Genomic DNA, 20,662 nt, shown 5'->3' on the forward strand with positions numbered 1-20,662 from the left:
TCATGTCCGAGTCCTACGCCCTCGCCCCCGACCTCCGCTCCGACACCATCCGGCTGCGCCTTCCCCGGCTCGCCCCCGAGGCCCGGCCGGCCGAGCAGGGTGCCGAGCAGGGTGCCGAGCAGGGCGCCGAGCAGGCACCCGCGCCGCGCAAGGGCGGGCGCGACCGCTACCTGGACCTGCTGCGGGCCCTGGCCCTGGGGCGGGTCGTGCTGTACCACAACTTCGGCTGGGCCTGGCTGCCGCTGGTCTTCCCCTCGATGGGTGTGATGTTCGCGCTGGCCGGGTCGCTGATGGCCCGTTCGCTCAGCCGCCCGGCGCTCAGCGTCATCCGGGGGCGACTGCGCCGTCTGCTGCCGCCGATGTGGCTGTTCGGCGCGGTCCTGATCACCGCCATGGTGCTGGACGGCTGGGGTCCGGGCTCCGCCGGGAACCCGGCCCGCTGGTGGGGCGAGCTGGCGTTCTGGGTGCTGCCGCTGAGCACCCCGCCGTTCGGCGACAACCTGCACGGCTTCCACGGCGTGGTCGAGCCGACCTGGGCCGAGCAGATCGCGGTGCCGCTGTGGTACCTGCGCGCCTACCTCTGGTACGTACTGCTCTCGCCGCTGATGCTGAAGGCGCTCCGCCGGCAGCCGTGGATCACGGTGTTCACCCCGCTCGCCCTGTCGATCCTGATCAACTCCGGTCTGTTCGACCAGGAGGGCCGGATCTGGGAGACCGTCACCGACTTCACCACCTTCGGCTCCTGCTGGATCCTCGGCATGGCCCACCAGGAGGGCCTGCTGCGCAGGCTGCCGCAGTACCTCGCGCCCTCGGTGGCACCGCTGATCATGGTGGCCGGCCTCTGGTGGCTGTTCAGCAGGCCGGTGGAGGACCCGACGGCCCCCAGCGACCTGGACAGCGTGCCGATCGCCCAGGCGGTCTGGTCCTTCGGCTTCGTCCTGCTGCTTCTGCACCTCAGTCCGTCCTGGGAGAGCTGGCCGCGGCCGCTGGAACGCTGGAACGGCCTGATCAGCCTGCTGAACGCGCGGGCGGTCAGTGTCTACCTCTGGCACAACACCGCGCTGGTCCTGGCGATCCCGATCATCGACCGGCTCTGGGACATCGACTTCATGTTCCAGCACGGCCAGTGGCTGCTGCGCAGCCACTGGTTCCCGCTGATGATCGCGCTCCCGCTGATCGCCCTGTTCGTCCTCTGCTTCGGCTGGATGGAGGACCTGGCGGCGAAACGTTCACTCAGGCTCTTCCCGTGGCCGCGCCGGCAGCTCGGCAGGCGCCGGGCCGCCGGAGACTGAGCGGCGGCTGGGAGGGCACTGGGCAGCGGATGAGGCGGACCCGGGTGGTGCCTGGGAACGCGAAGGGGCCTGCCGAAACGTTTCGGCAGGCCCCTTCCGGGTCGTTCGATCTCAGTGCTGGACCGGGATGACCCCCGTCAGCCACTTGAAGGCCTCGGGGAGGAGGTTGGCCCAGACGTCCGTGGTGTGCGGGCCGGTGATCTCCTGGACCGTGACCGTGGTCGGAGCCTTGGCGGCGGCCTTGACGGCGAGCCCGGCCTCGTAGCCGTCGGTCTTGGCGCCCGCCATGAAGAGCGCGACCTTCGGCGGGGTGGCGGCGTTCTTCAGGATGTTCAGCGGGTTGGAGATCTCGTGCAGGTGCGGATCCTTCGCGGTGAGCGAAGCCGGCTCGGCGGCCGGGTCGTTGTAACCGGAGAGGCTGATCGCGGCGCGGTAGCGGTTGGGGTGCGACACGGCGAGCTTCTCGGCGCAGTGGGCGCCGGCGGAGTACCCGGCCACGGCCCAGCGGTCGGCGGAGTCGTCCACCCGGAAGTTGTCCATCACCATCTGCGGCACGTCACGGCTGAGCCAGGTCTCCGCGTTGACCTTGCCGGGAACGTCGGCGCAGCCGGTGTCGGTGGTGTTGCCGAGCAGCAGGGTGCGCGGCGAGACCAGGATGAACGGGGCCACCTGGCCGCTCTCCATCAGCGGCTTCAGCTTGGCGGTGACGTGCAGCGAGCCGTACCAGGTGGAGGAGGAGCCCGGCCAGCCCGGCAGCAGCTCGACGACCGGGAACTTCTTGTCCTTGTACGCCGGGTCGTCGTACTGCGGCGGGGTCCACACCACGACCTCGCCGTCCACACCGGAGAGCTGGCCCTTCAGATCGGTGGTCTTGACGTCCTTGGGGACCTTGGGGTCGTCGACCGCCTTGAACTGCTGGATCACCTTGGGCCGGTCCGAGGCGGCCTGACCCGGGGCCGCGTTCGGGTCCTCCTTCGGTACCTCGGGCACGGCCCGGATGTGGTTGCCGGTACCCAGCAGGTCGTCCCAGCTGCCGTAGATCAGGTTGGCGTTGTTGACCATCACGAAGACCATCAGCACGGCCGTGATCTGGGTGAACAGAATCATGATCAGCCGAGTCAGGAACTGCAGCGGCTTGGGACCGCGCACCTTCCCCCAGAACAGCATGGCAACCGCGATCGAGACCGGCACAAGGACGATCGTGAGGATCAGAAATGGCTTACCTGTGAGTTGCATCTACATTCTCGTATCCGGGTTGCAGGCTGACCGGGCACCGCTTGCCCGGCACGCACTCCGATGGGATCAGACGGTCTCGAACGGGAGATCAGTTGCTCTCGAACCTGGTGGAAAGCTGAGAGGAACGTCACATGTTGCTGGGAACCGGCTAAGTGCGGGGACATAGTCTGCCACCCGTCCGGGTGGGGGCGTTCAACGGCCCGGCCCCCCGCTGTGGAGGCCGTGCGGCTGCCGTACCGTCACCCGCGCGGCGGTCCGAGTGAGGGGGTGCGTGCTGACCTGGGAGAAACGCACCGACAATAGGAGGTATGCCACGAACCGTAACGATGCTCCTCGCCCTTGCCCTGCTGACGGCAGGCTGCAGTAGTACTGGAGGCCTGCGCGCCGAGCAGGCCCGCAGCCGGGCGGCGAGCACGGCGGGCGGCGCGGTCGACACCCCCCGCTGGAAGATCGCCATGATCACCCACGCCGGGGCGGGCGACGCCTTCTGGGACACCGTCCGCAAGGGCGCCGAACAGGCCGCGGCCAAGGACAACATCACCTTCCTCTACTCCAACGACGCGCAGACCCAGGGCCAGGTCCAGCTGGTGGACGCCGCCGTCGACCAGAAGGTCGACGGGATCCTGGTCACCCTGGCCAAGGGCGAGGCGATGGCCGCCCCGCTGGCCCGGGCGAAGGCCGCCGGCATCCCGGTGATCAGCATCAACTCCGGCCAGGAGTACTCCGCCCGCTTCGGCGCGCTGACCCACATCGGCCAGGACGAGAGCACGGCCGGCCAGGCGGCCGGCGAGGCCCTGGGCAAGCGGGGCCGCAAGGACGTCCTGTGCGTGATCCACGAGCAGGGCAACATCGGCCAGGAGCAGCGCTGCTCCGGCGCCAAGGGCGCCTTCGGCGGACAGCTGGAGACCCTCTACGTGAACGGGGTCAACCTGCCCGACGCCCGGTCCGCGATCGCCGCCAAGCTCCAGGCCGACCCGAACCTGGACACCGTCCTCACCCTCAGCGCCCCGCTCGCCGCCACCGGACTCCAGGCCATCCAGGACGTGGGGCGCGGCGTCGAACTGGACACCTTCGACCTCAACACCCAGGTGGTGGACGGCCTGAAGTCCGGCTCCGTCGGCTTCGCCGTGGACCAGCAGCCCTTCCTCCAGGGCTACGAGGGCGTGGACCTGCTCTGGCTCTACCGCTACAACCTGGACGCCCTCGGCGGCGGGAAGCCGGTGCTCACCGGACCGCAGGTGCTCACCAAGGACGACGCCCCCGCGCTCGCCGAGTACGTCGCGCGAGGTACCCGATGAGCACCGACGTACTCGCCCAGGAGCGGTCGCCGCGCCGCCGGCACCACCACTCCCGCCCGGAACTCGGTGCGCTGCTCGCCGCCGTCGCGGTCTTCGTGTTCTTCGCCGTGGCCGCGGAGAGCTTCCTGAGACCCGCCTCGATCGGCACCGTGCTCTACACCGCCTCGACCATCGGGATCATGGCGGTGCCGGTGGCGCTGCTGATGATCGGCGGGGAGTTCGACCTCTCGGCCGGGGTGGCGGTCACCACCGCCGCGCTGACCTCCTCGATGGTCTCCTACCAGTTCACCGCGATCACCTGGGTCGGGTCGCTGGTCTCGCTGGCGGTGGCGCTGGGGATCGGCGCACTGAACGGCTGGCTGCTGGCCAGGACCGGGCTGCCCAGCTTCATCGTGACGCTGGGCACCTTCCTGATGCTCACCGGCGCCAACCTCGGCGTCACCAAGGTGATCTCCGGCACGGTCTCCACCAAGTCGATCGCCGACATGCAGGGCTTCGCCTCCTGCCACTGGCTGTTCGCCTCCCAGTTCACCGTCGGCGGGCTCACCCTGAAGGCCACCGTGTGGTGGTGGCTCGGCCTGATGCTGCTCGGCAGCTGGGTCCTGCTGCGCACCCGCTTCGGCAACTGGATCTTCGCGGTCGGCGGTGACGCGGCCGCCGCCCGCGCGGTCGGCGTGCCGGTGGCCCGTACCAAGATCTTCCTCTACCTGGGCGTCGGCTTCTGCGCCTGGGTGCTCGGGCAGCACCTGCTGTTCTCCTTCGACACCGTGCAGTCGGGGGAGGGCGTCGGCAACGAGCTGATCTACATCGTGGCGGCGGTGATCGGCGGCTGCCTGATCACCGGCGGCTACGGCTCGGTGGTCGGCTCCGCACTCGGCGCGCTGATCTTCGGCATGACCAGCAAGGGCATCGTCTACGCCGAGTGGAACCCGGACTGGTTCAAGTTCTTCCTCGGCGCGATGCTGCTGCTGGCCGCGCTGCTCAACCACTGGGTCAAGCGACGGGCGGAGCGGGGGCCGGGCAAGTGACACTTCTCGAACTGACGGATGTGGGCAAGTCCTACGGGGCCGTCCGGGCGCTGGAAGGCGTCTCGCTGACGGTTCAGCAGGGGCGGATCAGCTGTGTGCTGGGCGACAACGGCGCCGGGAAGTCCACCCTGATCAAGATCATCGCTGGGCTGCACCCGCACGACGAGGGCAGCTACGCCATCGCCGGCGAACAGGTCCGGCTCAGCTCGCCCCGGCAGGCGCTGGACCGCGGCATCGCCACGGTCTACCAGGACCTCGCCGTGGTGCCGCTGATGCCGGTCTGGCGGAACTTCTTCCTCGGCGCCGAACTCGGCCGCTTCCGCCTGGACGTCCCCAGGATGCGCAGCATCACCCGGGACGCCCTGGCGAAGATGGGCATCGAACTGCAGGACGTGGACCAGCCGATCGGCACCCTCTCCGGCGGCCAGCGCCAGTGCGTGGCGATCGCCAGGGCCGTCCACTTCGGCGCCAAGGCGCTGATCCTGGACGAGCCGACGGCCGCACTCGGTGTCAAACAGTCCGGCGTGGTGCTCAAGTACGTGGCCGCCGCCCGGGACGCCGGGCTCGGCGTGGTGCTGATCACTCACAATCCGCACCACGCCTATCTGGTGGGCGACCACTTCACCCTGCTGAAACGAGGGAGGATGGCGGGTAGCCATCCGCGCTCGGAGATCAGCCTGGAACAGCTCACCACTGAGATGGCGGGCGGTTCCGACCTGGCCGAGCTCTCCCACGAACTCGGCCGTACCGAACCGAAGGAGCATCCGCCGACGTGACCGTGATCCCCAGCGGCACCGCCAGGCCGCCCGTGCTGCCCACCCTCTTCGGCCTCGGCCCGCGCAACGCCGACCGGCGCCGCCGTGCCCTGCCCCCGAGCGTGCTGCGCCTGCCCACCATCGGGGTGGACATCGGCGGCACCAAGGTGGTCGCCGGAGTGGTCGACGGCGAGGGCAAGGTGATCGACCGGCTGCGCACCGAGACCCCGGACAAGAGTAAGAGCGCCAAGGTGGTCGAGGACGTCATCGTCGAGCTGGTACTCGAACTGGCCGACCGGCACGACGTCCACGCGGTCGGCATCGGCGCGGCCGGCTGGGTGGACGCGGACCGCTCCAAGGTGCTGTTCGCCCCGCACCTGAACTGGCGCAACGAACCGCTGCAGGAGGCATTGAGCGAGCGCTTCCGCTTCCCCGTGGTGGTGGAGAACGACGCCAACGCCGCCGCCTGGGCCGAGTGGCGCTTCGGGGCCGGCCGGGGCGAGGACCACATGGTCATGATCACCCTGGGCACCGGCATCGGCGGCGCGGTGGTCCGGGACGGCTTCGTGGACCGCGGCAAGTACGGTCTGGCGGGCGAGTTCGGCCATATGCAGGTGGTCCCGGGCGGTCACCGCTGCCCGTGCGGCAACCGGGGCTGCTGGGAGCAGTACTCCTCCGGCAACGCCCTGGTTCGCGAGGCCCGCTCGCTGGTCGAGGAGGAGTCGCCGGTGGTCGAGCCGCTGCTCGCCCGCGCCGGCGGCACTCGGGAGGGCATCACCGGGCCGCTGGTCACCGAGGCGGCCCGGGCTGGTGACCCGGTCGCCATCGAGCTGCTCTACGACATCGGCAACTGGCTCGGCGTCGGTATCGCCAACCTGGCCGCCGCCCTGGACCCGGGACGCTTCGTCATCGGCGGCGGCGTCTCCGAGGCGGGCGACCTGCTGCTCGGCCCGGCCCAGGAGGCCTTCAAGCGCACCCTCACCGGTCGAGGCTTCCGGCCCGAGGCCCAGATCGTCCACGCGGCCCTCGGCAACGAGGCGGGCCTGGTCGGCGCCGCCGACCTGGCCCGCCAGGTCGCGCGCCGTTTCCGCACCATCAAACGCCGCCGTTCCGAACGGGCCCACCTGGCCTGAGACGGACATCCGGGGCGACGCCGGCCCGGGACGGGACGGGTCCGCCCCGGGCCGGCGTCCGCCTGTTCGGCCCGGGACGGGCCCGGTGCGGGCGGACGCGCCGTCAGGCCGCGTGCCAGCGGTTGCGGCCGTCGGAGCCGGGGCCGCAGACCATGGGTGTGCCCTTCGAGGTCACGCCGGTGGCGCCCTCGGGGGAGCAGAACGCGCCGGGGTGGACGACGGGGCCCGAACCGCCTCCGGTGGAGCTGCCGCCGGAGCCGGAACCCCCGGTTGACGAGCCCCCACCCGAGGAGCCGCCGCCTGAGCCGGAGCCTCCTGAGCCTGAACCACCTCCGGAGCCGGAGCCGCCGGAGGAACCGCCGCCCGAGCCGGAGCCGCCGGACCCGGTTCCTCCCGATGAGTGGCTGCCGCCGGTCGAGGAGGACCCGCCGGTGGAGCCGGAGGTGCCGTGGGTCTCCTCCGGTGCGGGATCCGGTGCCGCCGTGGTGGGAGCGGGGGCCGGCGAACTGTCGGCCGCCTCCGGCGAAGGCGTCGGCGTCGGCGTGGGAGTCGGCGACGGTGACGGCGAAGGTGACGGCGTCGGCGAGGGGTCGGGCGTGGTGGCGGCCGTCGAGGTCACGGCCGACGGCGCGTCAGGGGTGGCCTGGCTGGGCGCGGGGCCGACCAGGGCGCCGAGCCAGAAGAGGCAGCTGAAGAGGGCCAGGACGGTGCTGAGTATTCGCTTCCACAGCGCGCGCGGCCAGCTCCAGGCGATCGCGAAGGACGCCACCGGCAGGAAGATCAGCGCGAGCACCTGGATCGCTCGCCGCTGCCACCAGGGGCGGGGCGGCGGTGGTGGCGGGGTCGGTGCCGGGTACGGGTAGGACGGGTCCGGAGGCTGGTACACGGTCGCTGCGGCATCCTTCGAGCTTGCGGGGAGTGGAGAAACGGCTCGCAAGGTATCGAAGTGATCGTCTTGCTCTTCAAAAGATCTGCATTTCGTGTACTCAACCGTTACATCCTGTGTCACCTCCGCACGCCGGCGGGCCGGAGGCGACCCGGGCCTGCGGAGCGGCTGCCCGGGCCTTCCACCGGGTCGCCGGGGTTGTCGGTGGCGGGCGGTATGTTCGGGGTGGGATTCCCGGTGAGGGTTTCCGTCCCTGTCCGCACCAGCTCCGCACGCCCGGGAAGGCCGCCCGTGACCGTCCGAATCGCCACCTGGAACATCAACTCCGTCACCGCCCGGCTGCCCAAGCTGCTGGAGTGGCTCGACGGCGCCAAGCCGGACGTGCTCTGCCTGCAGGAGCTCAAGTGCGCCACGGACGCCTTCCCCTTCGAGGCGGTCGGCGAGCTCGGGTACGAGGCGGCCGCCCACGGCACCGGCCGCTGGAACGGCGTGGCGATCCTCTCCAGGCTCGGCCTCACCGACGTCGTCCGGGACCTGCCCGAGCAGCCCGGCTACCTGGCCGACGGCGCGCTGCTGCCCGAGACCGAGCCGCGCGCCATCGCGGCGACCTGCGGTCCGGTCCGGGTCTGGTCGGTATACGTGCCCAACGGCCGCGAGGTCGGCCACGCCCACTACCGCTACAAGCTGGAGTGGCTGGAGACCCTGCGCCGGTCCGTCCTGGAGGACGCCGCCGGGGCCCGCCCGTTCGCCGTGCTCGGCGACTTCAACGTCGCCCCGGCCGACGAGGACGTCTACGACCGCGCCGCCTTCGAGGGCCAGACCCATGTCACCGAGCCCGAGCGCGTCGCCCTCGCCGCCCTCCAGTCGGCCGGCCTGCAGGACGTCGTGCCGCGCGCGCTGAAGTACGACCGCCCGTACACCTACTGGGACTACCGGGCCCTCGGCTTCCCCAAGAACCGCGGCATGCGGATCGACCTCACCTACGGCAACAAGCCCTTCGTCGAGGCCGTCAGCGACAGCTACGTCGACCGCGAGGCCCGTAAGGGCAAGGGCACCTCGGACCACGCGCCGGTGGTGGTCGACCTGGCGCTGTAGCCGGGTCCCGCCGGGTCCCGCCGGGGCCTTCCGGGTACCCGAACGGGCCCGTGCGGTGGCCGCCGGTGTCGGTGCTGCCTAGCGTCGGGGGCGACAGGGCGTAGTCGTCCGATCACGTGGACGGCCAAGTCCCCGGCTGCGCCCGAGAACCTGGAGGTACGGGCATGCGCATCACGCGTACGGCCGCAGCTCTGCTGGGTGGCTCGGCTCTGGTCGCGGTCGCGGTCCCGGCCGCGATCGGCTCCGCGACGTCCGAGACGGCGGCCAGGAACGCCGAATCGGTCCTGGTCAGCCCGGCCGCGGCGGCCCCCGGAGAGTCGGTCACGGTCAGCGTCGCCTGCGGGAGCAGTCCGGAGAGGACCGTGACCGCCGGCTCGCAGGCGTTCTCCGGCGGGAAGGCCACCCTCAGCGCCGGTCAGGACGGGAAGTACAGCGGCACCGCCCTCCTGGTGGCCAAGGAGGAGCTGGCCCGGCTTGCGTCGGGCAAGTCCGGTAAGGGCGACAACAAGTGGGGCGTCGAGGGCAAGTGCCCGGACGGCAGGAGCTTTGCCGGGGCCGTCGAGGTCGCGCTGGGCGCCGCCGGTGCGGGATCCACGGTGAACGCCGCGCCCGCGCCCGCGCCCGCGCCCGCGCCCGCGCCCGCTCCCGCCCCCGCTCCCGCCCCCGGGCAGGGTGTCGGGGAGTTCGGGGAGCGGCCGGGCGGGCCGGTCCGGGACCCGGGGCGAGAGAACGGTGCGGGCCACGAGAACGGCCGGGGCCACGAGAACGGGGCCGGCCGCGACGGTGGCTCCGGCCATGAGGGCGGTTACGGCCATGAGAGCGGGGGCGGCCGAGACGGCGGCTCGGGTCACGACGGCGGGTACGGCCGAGACGGCGGCTCGGGTCACGACGGCGGGTACGGCCACGAGGGTTCCTCCGGCCACTACCCGCACGGCGGCATGGGCACCGGCCTGGGCGGTTCGATCACCAGCGACCCGAAGCAGCTGACCGCCGGGGCCGCGCTGGTCGCGGCCGGGATCGGCGGCGTCTGGCTGCTGCGCCGCCGCGGTGGCGCCAAGGAGGACGCGGCGAGGCACTGAAGGCCCGGCGGTGAACCCGGGTCGGACCCGCGAGGCCTGTGCCTGGCGCGGGTCCACCGCCGGCCTCCCGTCGACGGCGCCCCGCTCAGCGCCCGGCTGAGTGGACCGGGGCGCCGAGGCCCGTCCGGGCTCCGGCCGGCTCGGTGCCGGACGCGTCGGCGGTCTGCGCGTGCAGGGTGCCGACGGCCAGCAGGTACTGGGCCACGATGTAGGTCGCCATGATCCAGAACCCGTGTCCGGGCAGTTCGCGCCAGCCCGCCAGCTGAGTGGCGATCAGGGTGTCCGAGAGCAGGAACAGCGCCCCGCCCAGGCCCGTCCGCCAGCCGAGGCCCGCGGAGGTCACGGCGGTGGAGGCGAGCAGCAGACTGTAGGCCGCGACCGGGATCTTCAGGTCGCCGAGGCCGGGCCAGAGCTGACTCACCAGGGTCGCCCAGGCCGCCGCGTACGCCGCGGCGACGAGCACGGTGCGCCGGTGGTCGTTCAGCGCGCCCCGCTTGACGAACATCGTGACGTAGCAGACATGGGCGGCCGCGAAGGAGCCCATCCCGGCCAGGAAAGCGGTGTCGCCGCCGACCTGCAGCAGTACGTCGCCGCCGGTGCTGGCCGCGAGCGCCGCGGTGAGCAGCTTCGGCGTCCGCTCGGCCCTGGCCAGGGTGTGCGCGGCGAGCAGCGGCATCAGCGCCGGCTTGGTGGCGGCCTGCAGGACGCTCGCACCGGTGGCGATGGCACCGAGGTGGGCGGCCGAGGTCGCGGCGAGGGTACCGAGCAGGCCGCGGGCGCTGCGCAGGCGTCGGGTGATGGTCATGCGGGGTTGCCCTCCGGGCGGTCGGTCGGGGCCGGCTGCCAGCCGGGCCCCTTGGTGAGATGACGGACGCGGTCGCTCCAGCTGCCGGCCCTGGCGACGTCCCGGGCGATCGAGACGTACTCGTGGGTGGCCACCCGGAGCGGATTGAACGTGTCCAGATTCTTCGTCAGTCCGAAGACGCACCTGGTGGTCTCCGGGGTGAAGCTGCCGAACAGCCGGTCCCAGACGATCAGGATGCCGCCGAAGTTGCGGTCCAGGTAGCCGCCCTGGGAGGAGTGGTGCACCCGGTGGTGGGACGGCGTGTTGAGGACGTACTCGACCGGTCGCGGCAGGCGGTCGATCCGCTCGGTGTGGATCCAGAACTGGTAGACCAGGCTGGCCGAGGAGCAGAAGGCCAGGGCGGCCGGGTGGACGCCGGCCAGGATCATCGGGATGTAGAACGGCCAGGCGGTGGCGCTGGTCCAGGGCTGGCGGAGCGCGGTGGAGAGGTTGTAGTGCCTGCTGGAGTGGTGCACCACATGGCTGGCCCAGAGGATCCGGACCATGTGGTGGCCCCGGTGCACCCAGTAGTAGAAGAAGTCCTGGGTCAGCAGCATCAGCGGGACGGTCCACCAGAGCACCGGCACCCGCAGCGGCGTCAGCTCGTAGAGCACGGAGTAGACCGCTACGACGGGGATCTTCCAGCCCGCGTCGAAGAGGAGGCTGCCGAGACCCATGGTGAGGCTGGTCGCGGTGTCCCTGACGCCGTAGCCGCGCTCGTCCTGGTCCGGATGGACCCGGAACGAGACGATCTCCAGGGCGGTGAGCAGGACGAAGGCAGGTATCGACCACAGCACGACGTCGGGCAGGCGGGGCATGCCAGGACGATAGGCGACGCCGGGCGGCTTGCGGAAGGGGTGGTTACCGGTGCGTAGGACATCGTCGCGCACCGGGCGGCCGGAATCGGCGCCGATTCCCCCGGCCGGTCCGGACGGTGCCGCGAGCCGCCTCACCCACCGTCTAGTCTTGTGTGCGACATGGAGCAGCGCGAGTACACCACCGGCGCCGGAGCGGCACCCGGTGGCCTGGCAACCGGGCGCGGGGTGGGAGCGGGACAGCTCATCGCCGACGCGCCTGCCGACATACCCGCCGGGGCGCCCGCCGTGACGGCGGCTCCGGTCGGTGCGGCCGCTGCCGATACCCGGGCGGAGCGCCTGGCGGTGCGGTTGGCGGCGGCCGACCCCGGTGCGGCGCACGATCTGTTCACGGCGGCCTACGGGCTCTACGGTGCGCGGCACTTCGGCGGTGTGGTGGAGGCCGGGCGGGCCGCGGGGCCGGGGACCAGCTGGTGGCACGGGCCGAGTGTGCAGCTCCCGGCCGGGCTCAGGTCCCGGGTGGGCCGGCAGGCCGGGGGCCCGCGCCGGGCCCGGCGGATCGCCGCCGACGCGCAGCCCCCCGTGGCCCCGGCGACGCGCGGCCGGCATCGCAAGCCCGAGCGTTCGCCCGGCAGTACGCCGCAGGAGGTGGCGGTCGAACGGCGCACCGCCGCCCGGCTGTTGGCGGCACACCCGCTGGTGACCGCGACCGGCCCGCACGCGGCGGGCTTTCCGCTGGTGCGGCGTCATGCGGACTGGCTGGCGGAACGATTCCTCACGGTGCTCGGCTACCCGCTGACCATCGGTCACTCCTACGCCCGGCTGCACAAGGCCGGGCTGCCGGGCCGAGGGCTGACCGGCTTCGAACCGGCCGGGTACGCCGGTCTGGTACGGGCGCTGAGCGCGCTGGCCGACGGGCGACCGGTCGAGGCCGAGCGGGACGATGTCCTTCAACTCCTGGACGAATGGCAGGTGTTGACCCGGGATGCGGACGGCGCTCCACAGGTCGACCGTGAACTCGCGCGCGCACTGGGTCCGTTGGCCGCGCCGCCCGCCGAAGGTCCGGCTCTCACCGTACGGCGGCTGCTCGCCGAGACCCCGGTGGTGCTGCTGGACGAGCTGAGCGCCGAGGAGCGGGGCTGGCTGCTGGAGCACCAGTGGGCGGAGGCCGAGTTGTTCGCCGACTTCCTCGGGCTGGAGGCGGAGATCAGGGCCGAGGGCGTCGCCCTGCTGGATCCGGCCGACGAGCTCACCGACCTCGCCCTGCCGGGCAGCGGCACGCTCGCCCAGGCCGCCCTGCTGCTGGCCGAGCGCCTGGTGGAGGATCTGCGGCCGCTGCCGGAGGAGTCGGCGCCGTCGGCGGTGCTGATTCCCGACGCGCTGATAGACGGTGCGCTGGGCGACATCACGGACGAGTACGGCCTGGCGGCCGGGTGGCACCGCGACTACCTGGCCGACCTGGCGGGATTCCGGCGGGACGCGCTCGATCTGCTGCGCCGGATGCAGCTGATCGCTCCGGCCGGGCGGGCCTGGCTGCTGCGGGCTCCGGCCGCGCGCTACGCCCCGCCGTCGGAGGTCCACCGGACGTCGGGGTCCGGGCGGCACTCCCGGCCAGGGCCGGCGGTCCAGCAGGAGCTGATGGTCTGACCTGGCGGCCTGCCGGGCGCCGCCTCGCGGCCTGGGGGCGCGGCTCTTTGAGGGCCGCTGCCTTCGGGACCGCTGCCCGGGGCCGGGCGCGGCGGGCGGGCCCGGGCGGCGGGCTCAGCGCGCTGCTGCGGCGGCGACGGTGTCCTGGCGGACGGTTTCGACGGTGGCGGCCACACCGAGACTGCCCAGGGCGATCGAGGCGGCGACGGCGGCGCAGGCGAGGACGCGGCGGTGCCGCTGGGGGAGGGGGAAGCGTTCCGGGGGAAGGGCCTGCGGGGCCGAGGTCGGCTGAGCGTTCATGGTGCGGAGCATTCCAGAACGGCGTTAAGCGATGACTACGCCCGGGTGAAGACTGGGCGGGGCTCGGGCGTCGGGACATCTGCGCAGGTGACGGGCGGGTGAGGGGTTCGTGAGGGCCGGGTGCGGCTCCGCCGGTCCGGGCCGGGGGAGCCGCACCGTACGTTCGAGGAGTGAAGGCGGTGCGCCCGTGGGCGGCCGCGCCCGGCCGGCCGCTGTTCGGGTTCAGGCCGCTGTCCGGGTTCAGGCCGCGTACGGGGCGGTGGCCGGCCGGGCGGTGGCCAGGTAGTCGGCCAGGGCCGCGCGGCTCTGCAGGAGGGTCTCGATCCGGCCGTCCAGGTCGGCGAGTTCGGCGTGCAGCGTGGCCAGCAGGCTGGGGCAGGCCTCCAGGGCGGGCAGCGGCCCGGTGGCGCACGGGAGGATCTCGGCGATCACCCTGGTGGGGAGTCCGGCCGTCAGCAGGCCGCGGATCTGGCGGACCCTCACCTGGGCGTCCGCGCCGTACTCCCGGTACCCGCCGGAGGTGCGCTCGGCCTGGAGCAGCCCCTGCTGCTCGTAGTACCGCAGCAGGCGGGTCGAGACGCCGGTCAGACGGGAGAGCTCTCCGATGCGCATACCCGGTCCAACGCCGCTGTGCGACCGGCTGTTCCGGGCGAACGGCGCGGCCCGCGGGAGGGCCACCGGCGGACCGGTGACCGCTGCCGCCGTCTTCACCGGTGCTGCTCCGCGAGGAAGTCCCGGATCGCGGCCAGCAGTTCGGGGCCGCGCTCGATGGCGACCAGATGGCCCGAGGCGAGTTCGAGGAGCCGGGCGCCCGGGATGTGCTCGGCGAAGGTCCGGTGCTGCGCCGGTACGGACAGGGTGTCCTCGGTGGTGCTGATCACCAGGGTCGGCACGGTGATCCGGGGCAGGTCGCCGGTGATGTCCACGGTGGAGACCAGCTCGAACTGCCGGCGCAGCCCGGCCGGTGTGCCCGCGGCCACCGCCTTTGCCAGCAGGGTGAGTTCGTCCGACGAGTGCCGGTTGATCCAGTCCGCGCCGAACGCGTAGGTGATGTTGAACTTGCCCCACAGCTCCGGGCTGAGCCGCTCCGCCGCCAGCAGCGCGTCGATCACCAGCCGGATCTGCGAACCGGCCTTGGCCACCCCGGCGACCAGCACCAGCGAACGCACCCGCTCCGGGTGCCGGGCCGCGGCCCGGACCGAGACCGCCGAGCCGAGCGAGAAGCCGACCAGGTCGAAGCTCTCGTGCCCCTCCTCGACGGCCGCCGCGACCAGCCGGTCGGCGAGGTCGTCGAGGTCGAGCGGGCCCTCCTCGACCGGGCTGGCGCCGGAGCCCGGGTAGTCCGGGGCGACCACGGAGTAGTGCTCGGCGAGCGGGCCGATGAGGGTGCCCCAGTTCGCCTCGGCACCGCCGCCCGCGCCGTGCGCGAGGACGAGCGCGGGACCGCTGCCCTTGGTGATCCGGGAGAGTGAATTTTCCGCCATGGTCAACTCCTTGATGGTACGTCGGACATGATGCCGGGTTTCGGCCGGTGCGGCGCCGTCACTGGGAAAGCTAGAGGTTGACACCTGTGTCAGGGTCAAGCCGACGGCTGTCGGAGTGCTCCGGGCCGCCCTATCATCCGGGCATGACTGGGCTGCTACGGGCGCCCGACCACCCCGCGGGCGCCCGCGGACACGCCTCCTCCCAGCCACCCGAACGGAAGGACGCGACCGATGGACGAGTTCGAGTACAACCGTGTGCGACACACCGTCAGCGGCGAGGAAACCCCGCGGCCCGGAACGGAGGCGGCGGCCGGAAGGCCCGGGATCGTCAAGCCGCTGCCGCCCGAGTGGTTCATCCCGCGCGGGACCAACGCCGAGATGCGCTGGGACACCCTGCGCGACAGCTGTACCGGCTTCCACACCCCCACCGAGCGGTTCTTCGTCCGCAACCACACCAGCACCCCGGTGATCGACCCCGACGGCTGGCGGCTCACCCTCACCGGCAGCGGACTGGCCGGACCCGCCGTCCGGTTCGACCTGGCGGAACTGCGCCGGCTGCCGGCCACCTCGTACAGCGCGGCGATCGAGTGCGCGGGCAACGGCCGGAGCTTCTTCACCACCCAGCAGCGGCAGGACGTCCCCGGCACCCCCTGGACGCTCGGCGGCATCGGCGTCGCCCGCTGGCGCGGGGTGCGGCTCGCCGAGGTGCTGCACCTGGCCGGACTGCGCCCCGAGGCGGTGGACGTGATGCCGATCGGACTCGACCCCGACTACGTCACCTCCGACGGCCGGAACCTGGGCCACGTCCGCCGGCCGTTGCCGGTCTCCAAGGCGCTGGACGACGTCCTGCTCGCGTACGAGATGAACGACGCCCCGCTGACCGCCGATCACGGCGCCCCGCTGCGGCTGGTGGTGCCCGGCTGGGTCGGGATCGCCTCGATCAAGTGGGTCGGCACCATCGAGGTCTCGACCGAGCCGCTCCGGTCACCGTGGAACACCGAGTTCTACCGGATGTTCGGCCCGGACTACCCGCAGGACGGCGGAGCGCCGCTCACCCGGCAGACGGTCAAGTCCGTCTTCGAACTGGCCCGGGGCGCCACCCTCGCCCTGGGGGAGCGTCACCTGCTGTACGGGCGCTCCTGGTCCGCCGGGCCGGCGATCGAGTGGGTGGAGGTGAGCTTCGACGACGGCCGGAACTGGCGCCGCGCCAGGCTCCTGGACGAACCGGGCCGCGCCGTCTGGACGCGCTGGAGCGTCGACTGGCAGCCCCGGTACCCGGGCCGGCACACACTGCTGGCGCGCGCCGGTGACGTGGAGGGAAACACTCAGCCCCGGGTGACGCCCGTCAACCGCGAGGGCTACCTCTTCGACGCCATGGTGCGGCACCCCGTGAATGTCGTCTAGACCACATGCGGTGACCTGCTCATTACCACTGGTAGGGTGCCTCGCTGCGCCGTTCGCAATCTGTGAGCTGTCCTTAACATCCATGAGACTTTGATGAACAGACGCCCTCAGCGAACGGTTTGGCATGACTGTGCGTCTAGCCTCATGCAGCGGGGCACTGGCCGTGCACGGTCCGTAGCCGCCGTTGGATGGATCCGCAGTCCACGAGACCGAAGAGCAGGTTGATGGAATCACGTGAAGTAGCGGACTTGAGTCTGCCTCCGTTCGGGAACACACCCGGACTGGCGGGCGGGGCGCTGTGGCCGGTGACCCCGGCCGCCCCCGTACGGACCCTGATCGATGTGATCGAGGCCGCCGCCCAGGCGAATCCGTACGTCCCCGCCCTGGATGCGGGCGCCGTGGTACTCGACTACCGGACGCTGCTGGAGCAGGTCGACGCGTTCGCCGGACGCCTGGCGTCCCTCGGCATCGGCCGGGGGGACCGGGTCGGTGTGCGCGTCCCGTCCGGGACGGCCGACCTCTACATCGCGATCCTCGCGACGCTGCGCACCGGCGCGGCCTACGTACCCGTCGACGCAGACGACCCCGACGAGCGGGCCGAGATGGTGTGGGCGGACGCCGGGGTCAGCGCGGTGGTCGGCGCCGGCCTGGCCATCGCGACCGACGCCCGCACCAGGCCCGGAGGCCGCCCGGGCAGACCGACCCCCGACGACGACGCCTGGATCATATTCACCTCGGGAACCACCGGGCGTCCCAAGGGAGTTGCGGTCAGCCACCGCTCCGCGGCGGCCTTCGTCGACGCCGAGGCCAGGCTGTTCCTGCGCGGCCGCCCGCTCGCCCCCGGCGACCGGGTGCTCGCCGGACTCTCGGTCGCCTTCGACGCCTCCTGCGAGGAGATGTGGCTGGCGTGGCGTCACGCCGCCTGCCTGGTGCCCGCCCCGCGCGCGCTGGTGCGGGCCGGAGCCGACCTCGGGCCCTGGCTGGTCGAGCGCCAGATCACCGTGGTCTCCACCGTGCCCACCCTGGTCGCGCTCTGGCCGACCGAGTACCTGGAGCGGGTCCGGCTGCTGATCCTCGGCGGCGAGGCCTGCCCGGAGGAGCTGGTCCACCGGCTGGCCGCCCCGCACCGTGAGCTGTGGAACACCTACGGCCCCACCGAGACCACGGTGGTCGCCTGCGCCGCCCTGATGACCCCCGGTCAGCCGGTGCGCATCGGAGCCCCGCTGGACGGCTGGGAGCTCGCGGTCGTCGACGAGCAGGGCAAGCCGGTCGCCTGGAACGAGACCGGTGAGCTGCTGATCGGCGGCGTCGGCACCGCCCGCTACCTGGACGCCGCCAAGGACGCCGAGAAGTTCGTCGACAGCCCGTACCTGCACAGCACCCGCGTCTACCGCAGCGGCGACCTGGTCCGGGCCGACCCCGAGGGGCTGGTCTTCGTCGGCCGGGCCGACGAGCAGGTCAAACTGTCCGGACGCCGGATCGAACTCGGCGAGGTCGACGCCGCGCTGCAGGCGCTGCCCGGCATCCGCGCCGCCGCCGCGGCGGTCCGCAACACCCCGGCCGGCGGTCAGGTGCTGGTCGGCTACCTGGTTCCCGACGGCGGCCCCGGGACCCCGTTCGACACCGCCGCCGCCCGGGTGGCGCTGCTGGACCGGCTGCCCCAGGCCCTGGTCCCGCTGCTGGCCCTGGTGGACGACCTGCCGACCAAGACCTCCGGCAAGGTCGACCGCAACGCCCTGCCCTGGCCGCTGGCCGGCGTCACGCAGACGGCGGAGTCCACCGGCCCCGCCCTCACCGGCACGGCCGGCTGGCTGGCCGAGAAGTGGCAGGACCTGCTGGGCCTGCCGGTCTCCGGGGACACCGACTTCTTCTCCCTCGGCGGCACCAGCATCGCGGCCGCCAAGCTGGTCTCGGAGCTGCGCACCCGCTACCCCGCCGTCTCCGTCGCGGACATCTACGGCCACCCCACCCTGCTCGCCCAGGCCGCCAGGCTGGACGAGCTCGGCGGTCCGCCGCGCGAGGAGCGCCTGGTCCGGCCGACTCCCCGGCGTGCCGGAGTGGTCCAACTGGCCGTGCTCACCCTGCTGTTCACCGTCAGCGGCCTGCGCTGGGTGCTGGCCCTGGCCGCGCTCGACAACCTGGCCGGGGCCGACAGCTTCGTCGGGCACAAGCTCTCCTGGACCCCGTACACGCCGTGGTGGCTGATCATCACCGGCTGGGTGGTGCTGTCCAGCGCGGCCGGACGGCTGGTGATCGGGGCGGTTTCCGCCCGGCTGCTCACCGCGGGACTGCGGCCCGGCAGCTACCCCCGGGGCGGCTCGGTCCACCTGCGGCTGTGGGCCGCCGAACGCCTGGTGGCGTCCTTCAACATCGGCTCGGTGATCGGCACCCCGTGGGCCGGCCGGTACGCCCGGCTGCTCGGCTGCCGGGTCGGCGAGGACGTGCACCTGCACGCCATGCCGCCGGTGACCGGCCTCGCCCGGTTCGGCTCCGGCGCCAGCATCGAGCCCGAGGTGGACCTGGCCGGCTGGTGGCTGGACGGCGACATCCTGCACCTGGGCGGCGTCGAGGTCGGCCGGGGCGCCCGGGTCGGCACCCGCAGCACCCTGATGCCCGGCGCCCGGGTCGGCGACTTCGCCGACGTCGCCCCCGGCAGCTGCGTCCTCGGCGAGGTCGCCGAGGGCCAGCAGTGGCACGGCTCCCCGGCCCGTCCGATGGCCGGTGCCGGCCCGGCGGGCACCGGCTGGCCGCTGCCCGCGCACCACCGCTCCCGGCTGTGGAACGCCGCGTACGGGCTGGGGCTGCTCGGCTTCGGGCTGATGCCGCTGATCGCCGCGCTGCCCTCGCTGGCCCTGGTCCTCTCGCTGCTCGACCAGGACCAGACCCTGCGCACGGCGATGGTCCAGCTGCTGCTCGTGACGCCGCTCGCGGTGGTGGTCTCGCTCGTCTGCTACGCCCTGATGCTGATCGCCACGGTCCGGCTGTGCAGCCTGATGATCAAGCCGGGCCACCACCCGTCGCTCGGCCGGGTGGCATGGGCCTCCTGGGTCGTCACCCGTCTGATGGACACCGCGCGCAGGTCGCTGTTCCCCTTCTACGCCTCGCTCCTCACCCCGGTCTGGCTCCGGCTGCTCGGCGCCCGGATCGGCCGGCGGGTGGAGGCCTCCACGGTGCTGGCACTGCCCGGCCTGATGCGGGTGGACGACGGGGCCTTCCTCGCCGACGACACCCTGGTCGCGCCGTTCGAGGTGCGCGGCGGCTGGCTGCGGATCGGCCACTCCGAGGTCGGCCGGCGGAGCTTCGTCGGCAACTCCGGAATCGTCGGACCGGGCCGTACGCTCCCCGACGACTCCCTGGTCGGGGTGCTCTCCGACGCACCGCCGCACGCCGAGCCCGGCTCCTCCTGGCTCGGGCGCCCCGGCTTCTCGCTGCCCCGGGTGGCCCGCACCGGTGACCTGTCCCACACCTACGACCCGCCGAGGCGGCTGATGGTCGCGCGCGGCCTGGTGGAACTGTGCCGGCTCCTGCCGGTGCTGCTGGTCGCCTTCCTCGGCGACCTGGCCTTCGGTGTACTCCAGGAGGTCATCGACCAGGACGGCCGGGCGGCGGCCGCCGCGTGCGGCGGGCTGATCCTGATCGGGGCGGGGATCGCCGCGCTGCTCACCACCACGGTGGCGAAGTGGCTGCTGGTCGGCCGGTTCAGGACCGGTGAACACCCGCTCTGGTCGCACTTCGTGTGGCGCAACGAGCTGTACGACGTCTTCGTCGAGGAGCTGGCGATGCCCTGGCTCGGCCAGGCGATCATCGGTACTCCGTTCCTCAACGTCTGGCTCCGCTCGCTGGGCACCCGGATCGGACGCGGTGTCTGGTGCGAGACGCACTGGCTGCCCGAGACCGACCTGATCGCCATCGAGGACGGCGCGAGCATCAACCGCGGCACGGTGCTGCAGACGCACCTGTTCCATGACCGGGTGATGCGGCTGGACACCGTGCGCATCGGCGCCGGGGCCACCACGGGCCCGCACTCCATCACGCTGCCGGGGTCGAGCCTCGGCCAGGGGGTCTCGGTCGGGGCCGCCTCGCTGGTGATGAGCAACGAGTCGATGCCGGACGGCACGCGATGGCTCGGCAACCCGGTCGCGGCCTGGCCGGCCGAGCAGCCCGTCGGGCCCGGATCGCATCTGGTGAGCGGGTTCGGGCGACGGCGCGCGCGGTCCCGGGGGCACCGGGGTGGTGGGCGGCGGCAGGTGGGCAGCGGCGTCTGACGCCGCCGGACGCCGGTGACCTACCGCTGACGGCGGGTGGGACCTTCGGGTCCCGCCCGCCGTTTCGTTCGAAGGCGCGGGAAGCGGCCGGAACGCCGGGA

17 protein-coding genes are annotated in these 20,662 nt (G+C 72.6%); 11 read left to right on the forward strand and 6 right to left on the reverse strand.

Annotated features, from left to right (window positions below):
• Positions 1-2 precede the first annotated feature (2 nt).
• A complete protein-coding gene (locus tag ACSMTC_RS30485; RefSeq protein WP_436562947.1) occupies positions 3-1,292 on the forward strand; it encodes an acyltransferase family protein in 1,290 nt (429 codons plus the stop codon).
• A 111-nt stretch (positions 1,293-1,403) separates the two neighbouring features.
• On the opposite strand, the gene ACSMTC_RS30490 is transcribed toward ACSMTC_RS30485, so the two are convergent.
• Positions 1,404-2,483 carry an alpha/beta hydrolase gene (locus ACSMTC_RS30490; protein WP_436562948.1) on the reverse strand — a complete coding sequence of 360 codons (1,080 nt, stop codon included), beginning with the start codon at positions 2,481-2,483 and terminating at the stop codon, positions 1,404-1,406.
• A 353-nt stretch (positions 2,484-2,836) separates the two neighbouring features.
• Here ACSMTC_RS30490 and ACSMTC_RS30495 point away from each other — a divergent pair, with 353 nt between their 5' ends.
• The 7 genes from ACSMTC_RS30495 (at position 2,837) to ACSMTC_RS30525 (ending at position 9,802) form a co-directional block, all read left to right on the forward strand.
• Positions 2,837-3,826, forward strand: a complete 990-nt coding sequence (locus ACSMTC_RS30495; protein WP_436562949.1) for a substrate-binding domain-containing protein — start codon at positions 2,837-2,839, stop codon at positions 3,824-3,826.
• Complete coding sequence (locus ACSMTC_RS30500) at positions 3,823-4,854, forward strand: ABC transporter permease (protein ID WP_436562950.1); 1,032 nt, start codon at positions 3,823-3,825, stop codon at positions 4,852-4,854. The genes ACSMTC_RS30495 and ACSMTC_RS30500 overlap by 4 nt, the downstream gene beginning before the upstream one ends.
• Positions 4,815-5,630, forward strand: coding sequence for an ATP-binding cassette domain-containing protein (locus ACSMTC_RS30505; RefSeq protein WP_436564854.1), 816 nt, complete (start codon positions 4,815-4,817; stop codon positions 5,628-5,630). The genes ACSMTC_RS30500 and ACSMTC_RS30505 overlap by 40 nt, the downstream gene beginning before the upstream one ends.
• Before the next feature lie 2 nt (positions 5,631-5,632).
• Positions 5,633-6,742, forward strand: a complete 1,110-nt coding sequence (locus ACSMTC_RS30510) for an ROK family glucokinase (protein ID WP_436564855.1) — start codon at positions 5,633-5,635, stop codon at positions 6,740-6,742.
• A gap of 431 nt (positions 6,743-7,173) precedes the next feature.
• Positions 7,174-7,605: a hypothetical protein gene (locus ACSMTC_RS30515; RefSeq protein WP_436562951.1), complete on the forward strand. Its 432-nt coding sequence runs from the start codon at positions 7,174-7,176 to the stop codon at positions 7,603-7,605.
• Between the two features lie 314 nt (positions 7,606-7,919).
• Positions 7,920-8,723 (forward strand): exodeoxyribonuclease III, encoded by an 804-nt coding sequence (locus ACSMTC_RS30520; RefSeq protein ID WP_436562952.1) that lies wholly within the window; start codon positions 7,920-7,922, stop codon positions 8,721-8,723.
• Positions 8,724-8,887: 164 nt separating this feature from the next.
• Complete coding sequence (locus ACSMTC_RS30525) at positions 8,888-9,802, forward strand: hypothetical protein (RefSeq protein ID WP_436562953.1); 915 nt, start codon at positions 8,888-8,890, stop codon at positions 9,800-9,802.
• A gap of 85 nt (positions 9,803-9,887) precedes the next feature.
• On the opposite strand, the gene ACSMTC_RS30530 is transcribed toward ACSMTC_RS30525, so the two are convergent.
• Both ACSMTC_RS30530 and ACSMTC_RS30535 read right to left on the reverse strand, forming a co-directional pair.
• On the reverse strand, positions 9,888-10,607 hold the full coding sequence (locus ACSMTC_RS30530) for a lysoplasmalogenase (protein WP_436562954.1): 720 nt from the start codon (positions 10,605-10,607) through the stop codon (positions 9,888-9,890).
• Positions 10,604-11,464, reverse strand: coding sequence for a sterol desaturase family protein (locus ACSMTC_RS30535; RefSeq protein ID WP_436562955.1), 861 nt, complete (start codon positions 11,462-11,464; stop codon positions 10,604-10,606). Before ACSMTC_RS30535 ends, ACSMTC_RS30530 begins: the two co-directional genes overlap by 4 nt.
• Positions 11,465-11,623: 159 nt before the next feature.
• On the opposite strand from ACSMTC_RS30535, the gene ACSMTC_RS30540 reads away from it, so the two are divergent.
• On the forward strand, positions 11,624-13,108 hold the full coding sequence (locus ACSMTC_RS30540) for a DUF2398 family protein (protein ID WP_436562956.1): 1,485 nt from the start codon (positions 11,624-11,626) through the stop codon (positions 13,106-13,108).
• 114 nt (positions 13,109-13,222) lie between these two features.
• Here ACSMTC_RS30540 and ACSMTC_RS30545 read toward each other — a convergent pair whose 3' ends face one another.
• From ACSMTC_RS30545 to ACSMTC_RS30555, 3 genes are all read right to left on the reverse strand, one after another.
• The gene (locus ACSMTC_RS30545) at positions 13,223-13,408 is read right to left on the reverse strand and encodes a hypothetical protein (RefSeq protein ID WP_436562957.1); all 186 of its coding nucleotides are present in this window, start codon (positions 13,406-13,408) and stop codon (positions 13,223-13,225) included.
• Between the two features lie 240 nt (positions 13,409-13,648).
• Positions 13,649-14,020 carry a MerR family transcriptional regulator gene (locus ACSMTC_RS30550; RefSeq protein ID WP_436562958.1) on the reverse strand — a complete coding sequence of 124 codons (372 nt, stop codon included), beginning with the start codon at positions 14,018-14,020 and terminating at the stop codon, positions 13,649-13,651.
• A 95-nt stretch (positions 14,021-14,115) separates the two neighbouring features.
• Positions 14,116-14,892: an alpha/beta fold hydrolase gene (locus ACSMTC_RS30555; RefSeq protein ID WP_436562959.1), complete on the reverse strand. Its 777-nt coding sequence runs from the start codon at positions 14,890-14,892 to the stop codon at positions 14,116-14,118.
• Positions 14,893-15,123: 231 nt separating this feature from the next.
• On the opposite strand from ACSMTC_RS30555, the gene ACSMTC_RS30560 reads away from it, so the two are divergent.
• A complete protein-coding gene (locus tag ACSMTC_RS30560) occupies positions 15,124-16,296 on the forward strand; it encodes a sulfite oxidase (protein ID WP_436562960.1) in 1,173 nt (390 codons plus the stop codon).
• A 224-nt stretch (positions 16,297-16,520) separates the two neighbouring features.
• Complete coding sequence (locus tag ACSMTC_RS30565; RefSeq protein WP_436562961.1) at positions 16,521-20,561, forward strand: Pls/PosA family non-ribosomal peptide synthetase; 4,041 nt, start codon at positions 16,521-16,523, stop codon at positions 20,559-20,561.
• Positions 20,562-20,662: the final 101 nt, after the last annotated feature.

Origin of the sequence: Kitasatospora sp. HPM-01-4 (genome assembly GCF_051374625.1) — a bacterium.
Classification (GTDB): Bacteria; Actinomycetota; Actinomycetes; order Streptomycetales; family Streptomycetaceae; genus Kitasatospora.

Coding starts and splice junctions, on each gene's coding strand:
- ACSMTC_RS30485 (WP_436562947.1), top strand. CDS start 3: ATGTCCGAGTCCTACGCCCTCGCCCCCGACCTCCGCTCCGACACCATC.
- ACSMTC_RS30495 (WP_436562949.1), top strand. CDS start 2,837: ATGCCACGAACCGTAACGATGCTCCTCGCCCTTGCCCTGCTGACGGCA.
- ACSMTC_RS30500 (WP_436562950.1), top strand. CDS start 3,823: ATGAGCACCGACGTACTCGCCCAGGAGCGGTCGCCGCGCCGCCGGCAC.
- ACSMTC_RS30525 (WP_436562953.1), top strand. CDS start 8,888: ATGCGCATCACGCGTACGGCCGCAGCTCTGCTGGGTGGCTCGGCTCTG.
- ACSMTC_RS30530 (WP_436562954.1), bottom strand. CDS start 10,607: ATGACCATCACCCGACGCCTGCGCAGCGCCCGCGGCCTGCTCGGTACC.
- ACSMTC_RS30535 (WP_436562955.1), bottom strand. CDS start 11,464: ATGCCCCGCCTGCCCGACGTCGTGCTGTGGTCGATACCTGCCTTCGTC.
- ACSMTC_RS30540 (WP_436562956.1), top strand. CDS start 11,624: ATGGAGCAGCGCGAGTACACCACCGGCGCCGGAGCGGCACCCGGTGGC.
- ACSMTC_RS30545 (WP_436562957.1), bottom strand. CDS start 13,408: ATGAACGCTCAGCCGACCTCGGCCCCGCAGGCCCTTCCCCCGGAACGC.
- ACSMTC_RS30550 (WP_436562958.1), bottom strand. CDS start 14,020: ATGCGCATCGGAGAGCTCTCCCGTCTGACCGGCGTCTCGACCCGCCTG.
- ACSMTC_RS30555 (WP_436562959.1), bottom strand. CDS start 14,892: ATGGCGGAAAATTCACTCTCCCGGATCACCAAGGGCAGCGGTCCCGCG.
- ACSMTC_RS30560 (WP_436562960.1), top strand. CDS start 15,124: ATGGACGAGTTCGAGTACAACCGTGTGCGACACACCGTCAGCGGCGAG.
- ACSMTC_RS30565 (WP_436562961.1), top strand. CDS start 16,521: ATGGAATCACGTGAAGTAGCGGACTTGAGTCTGCCTCCGTTCGGGAAC.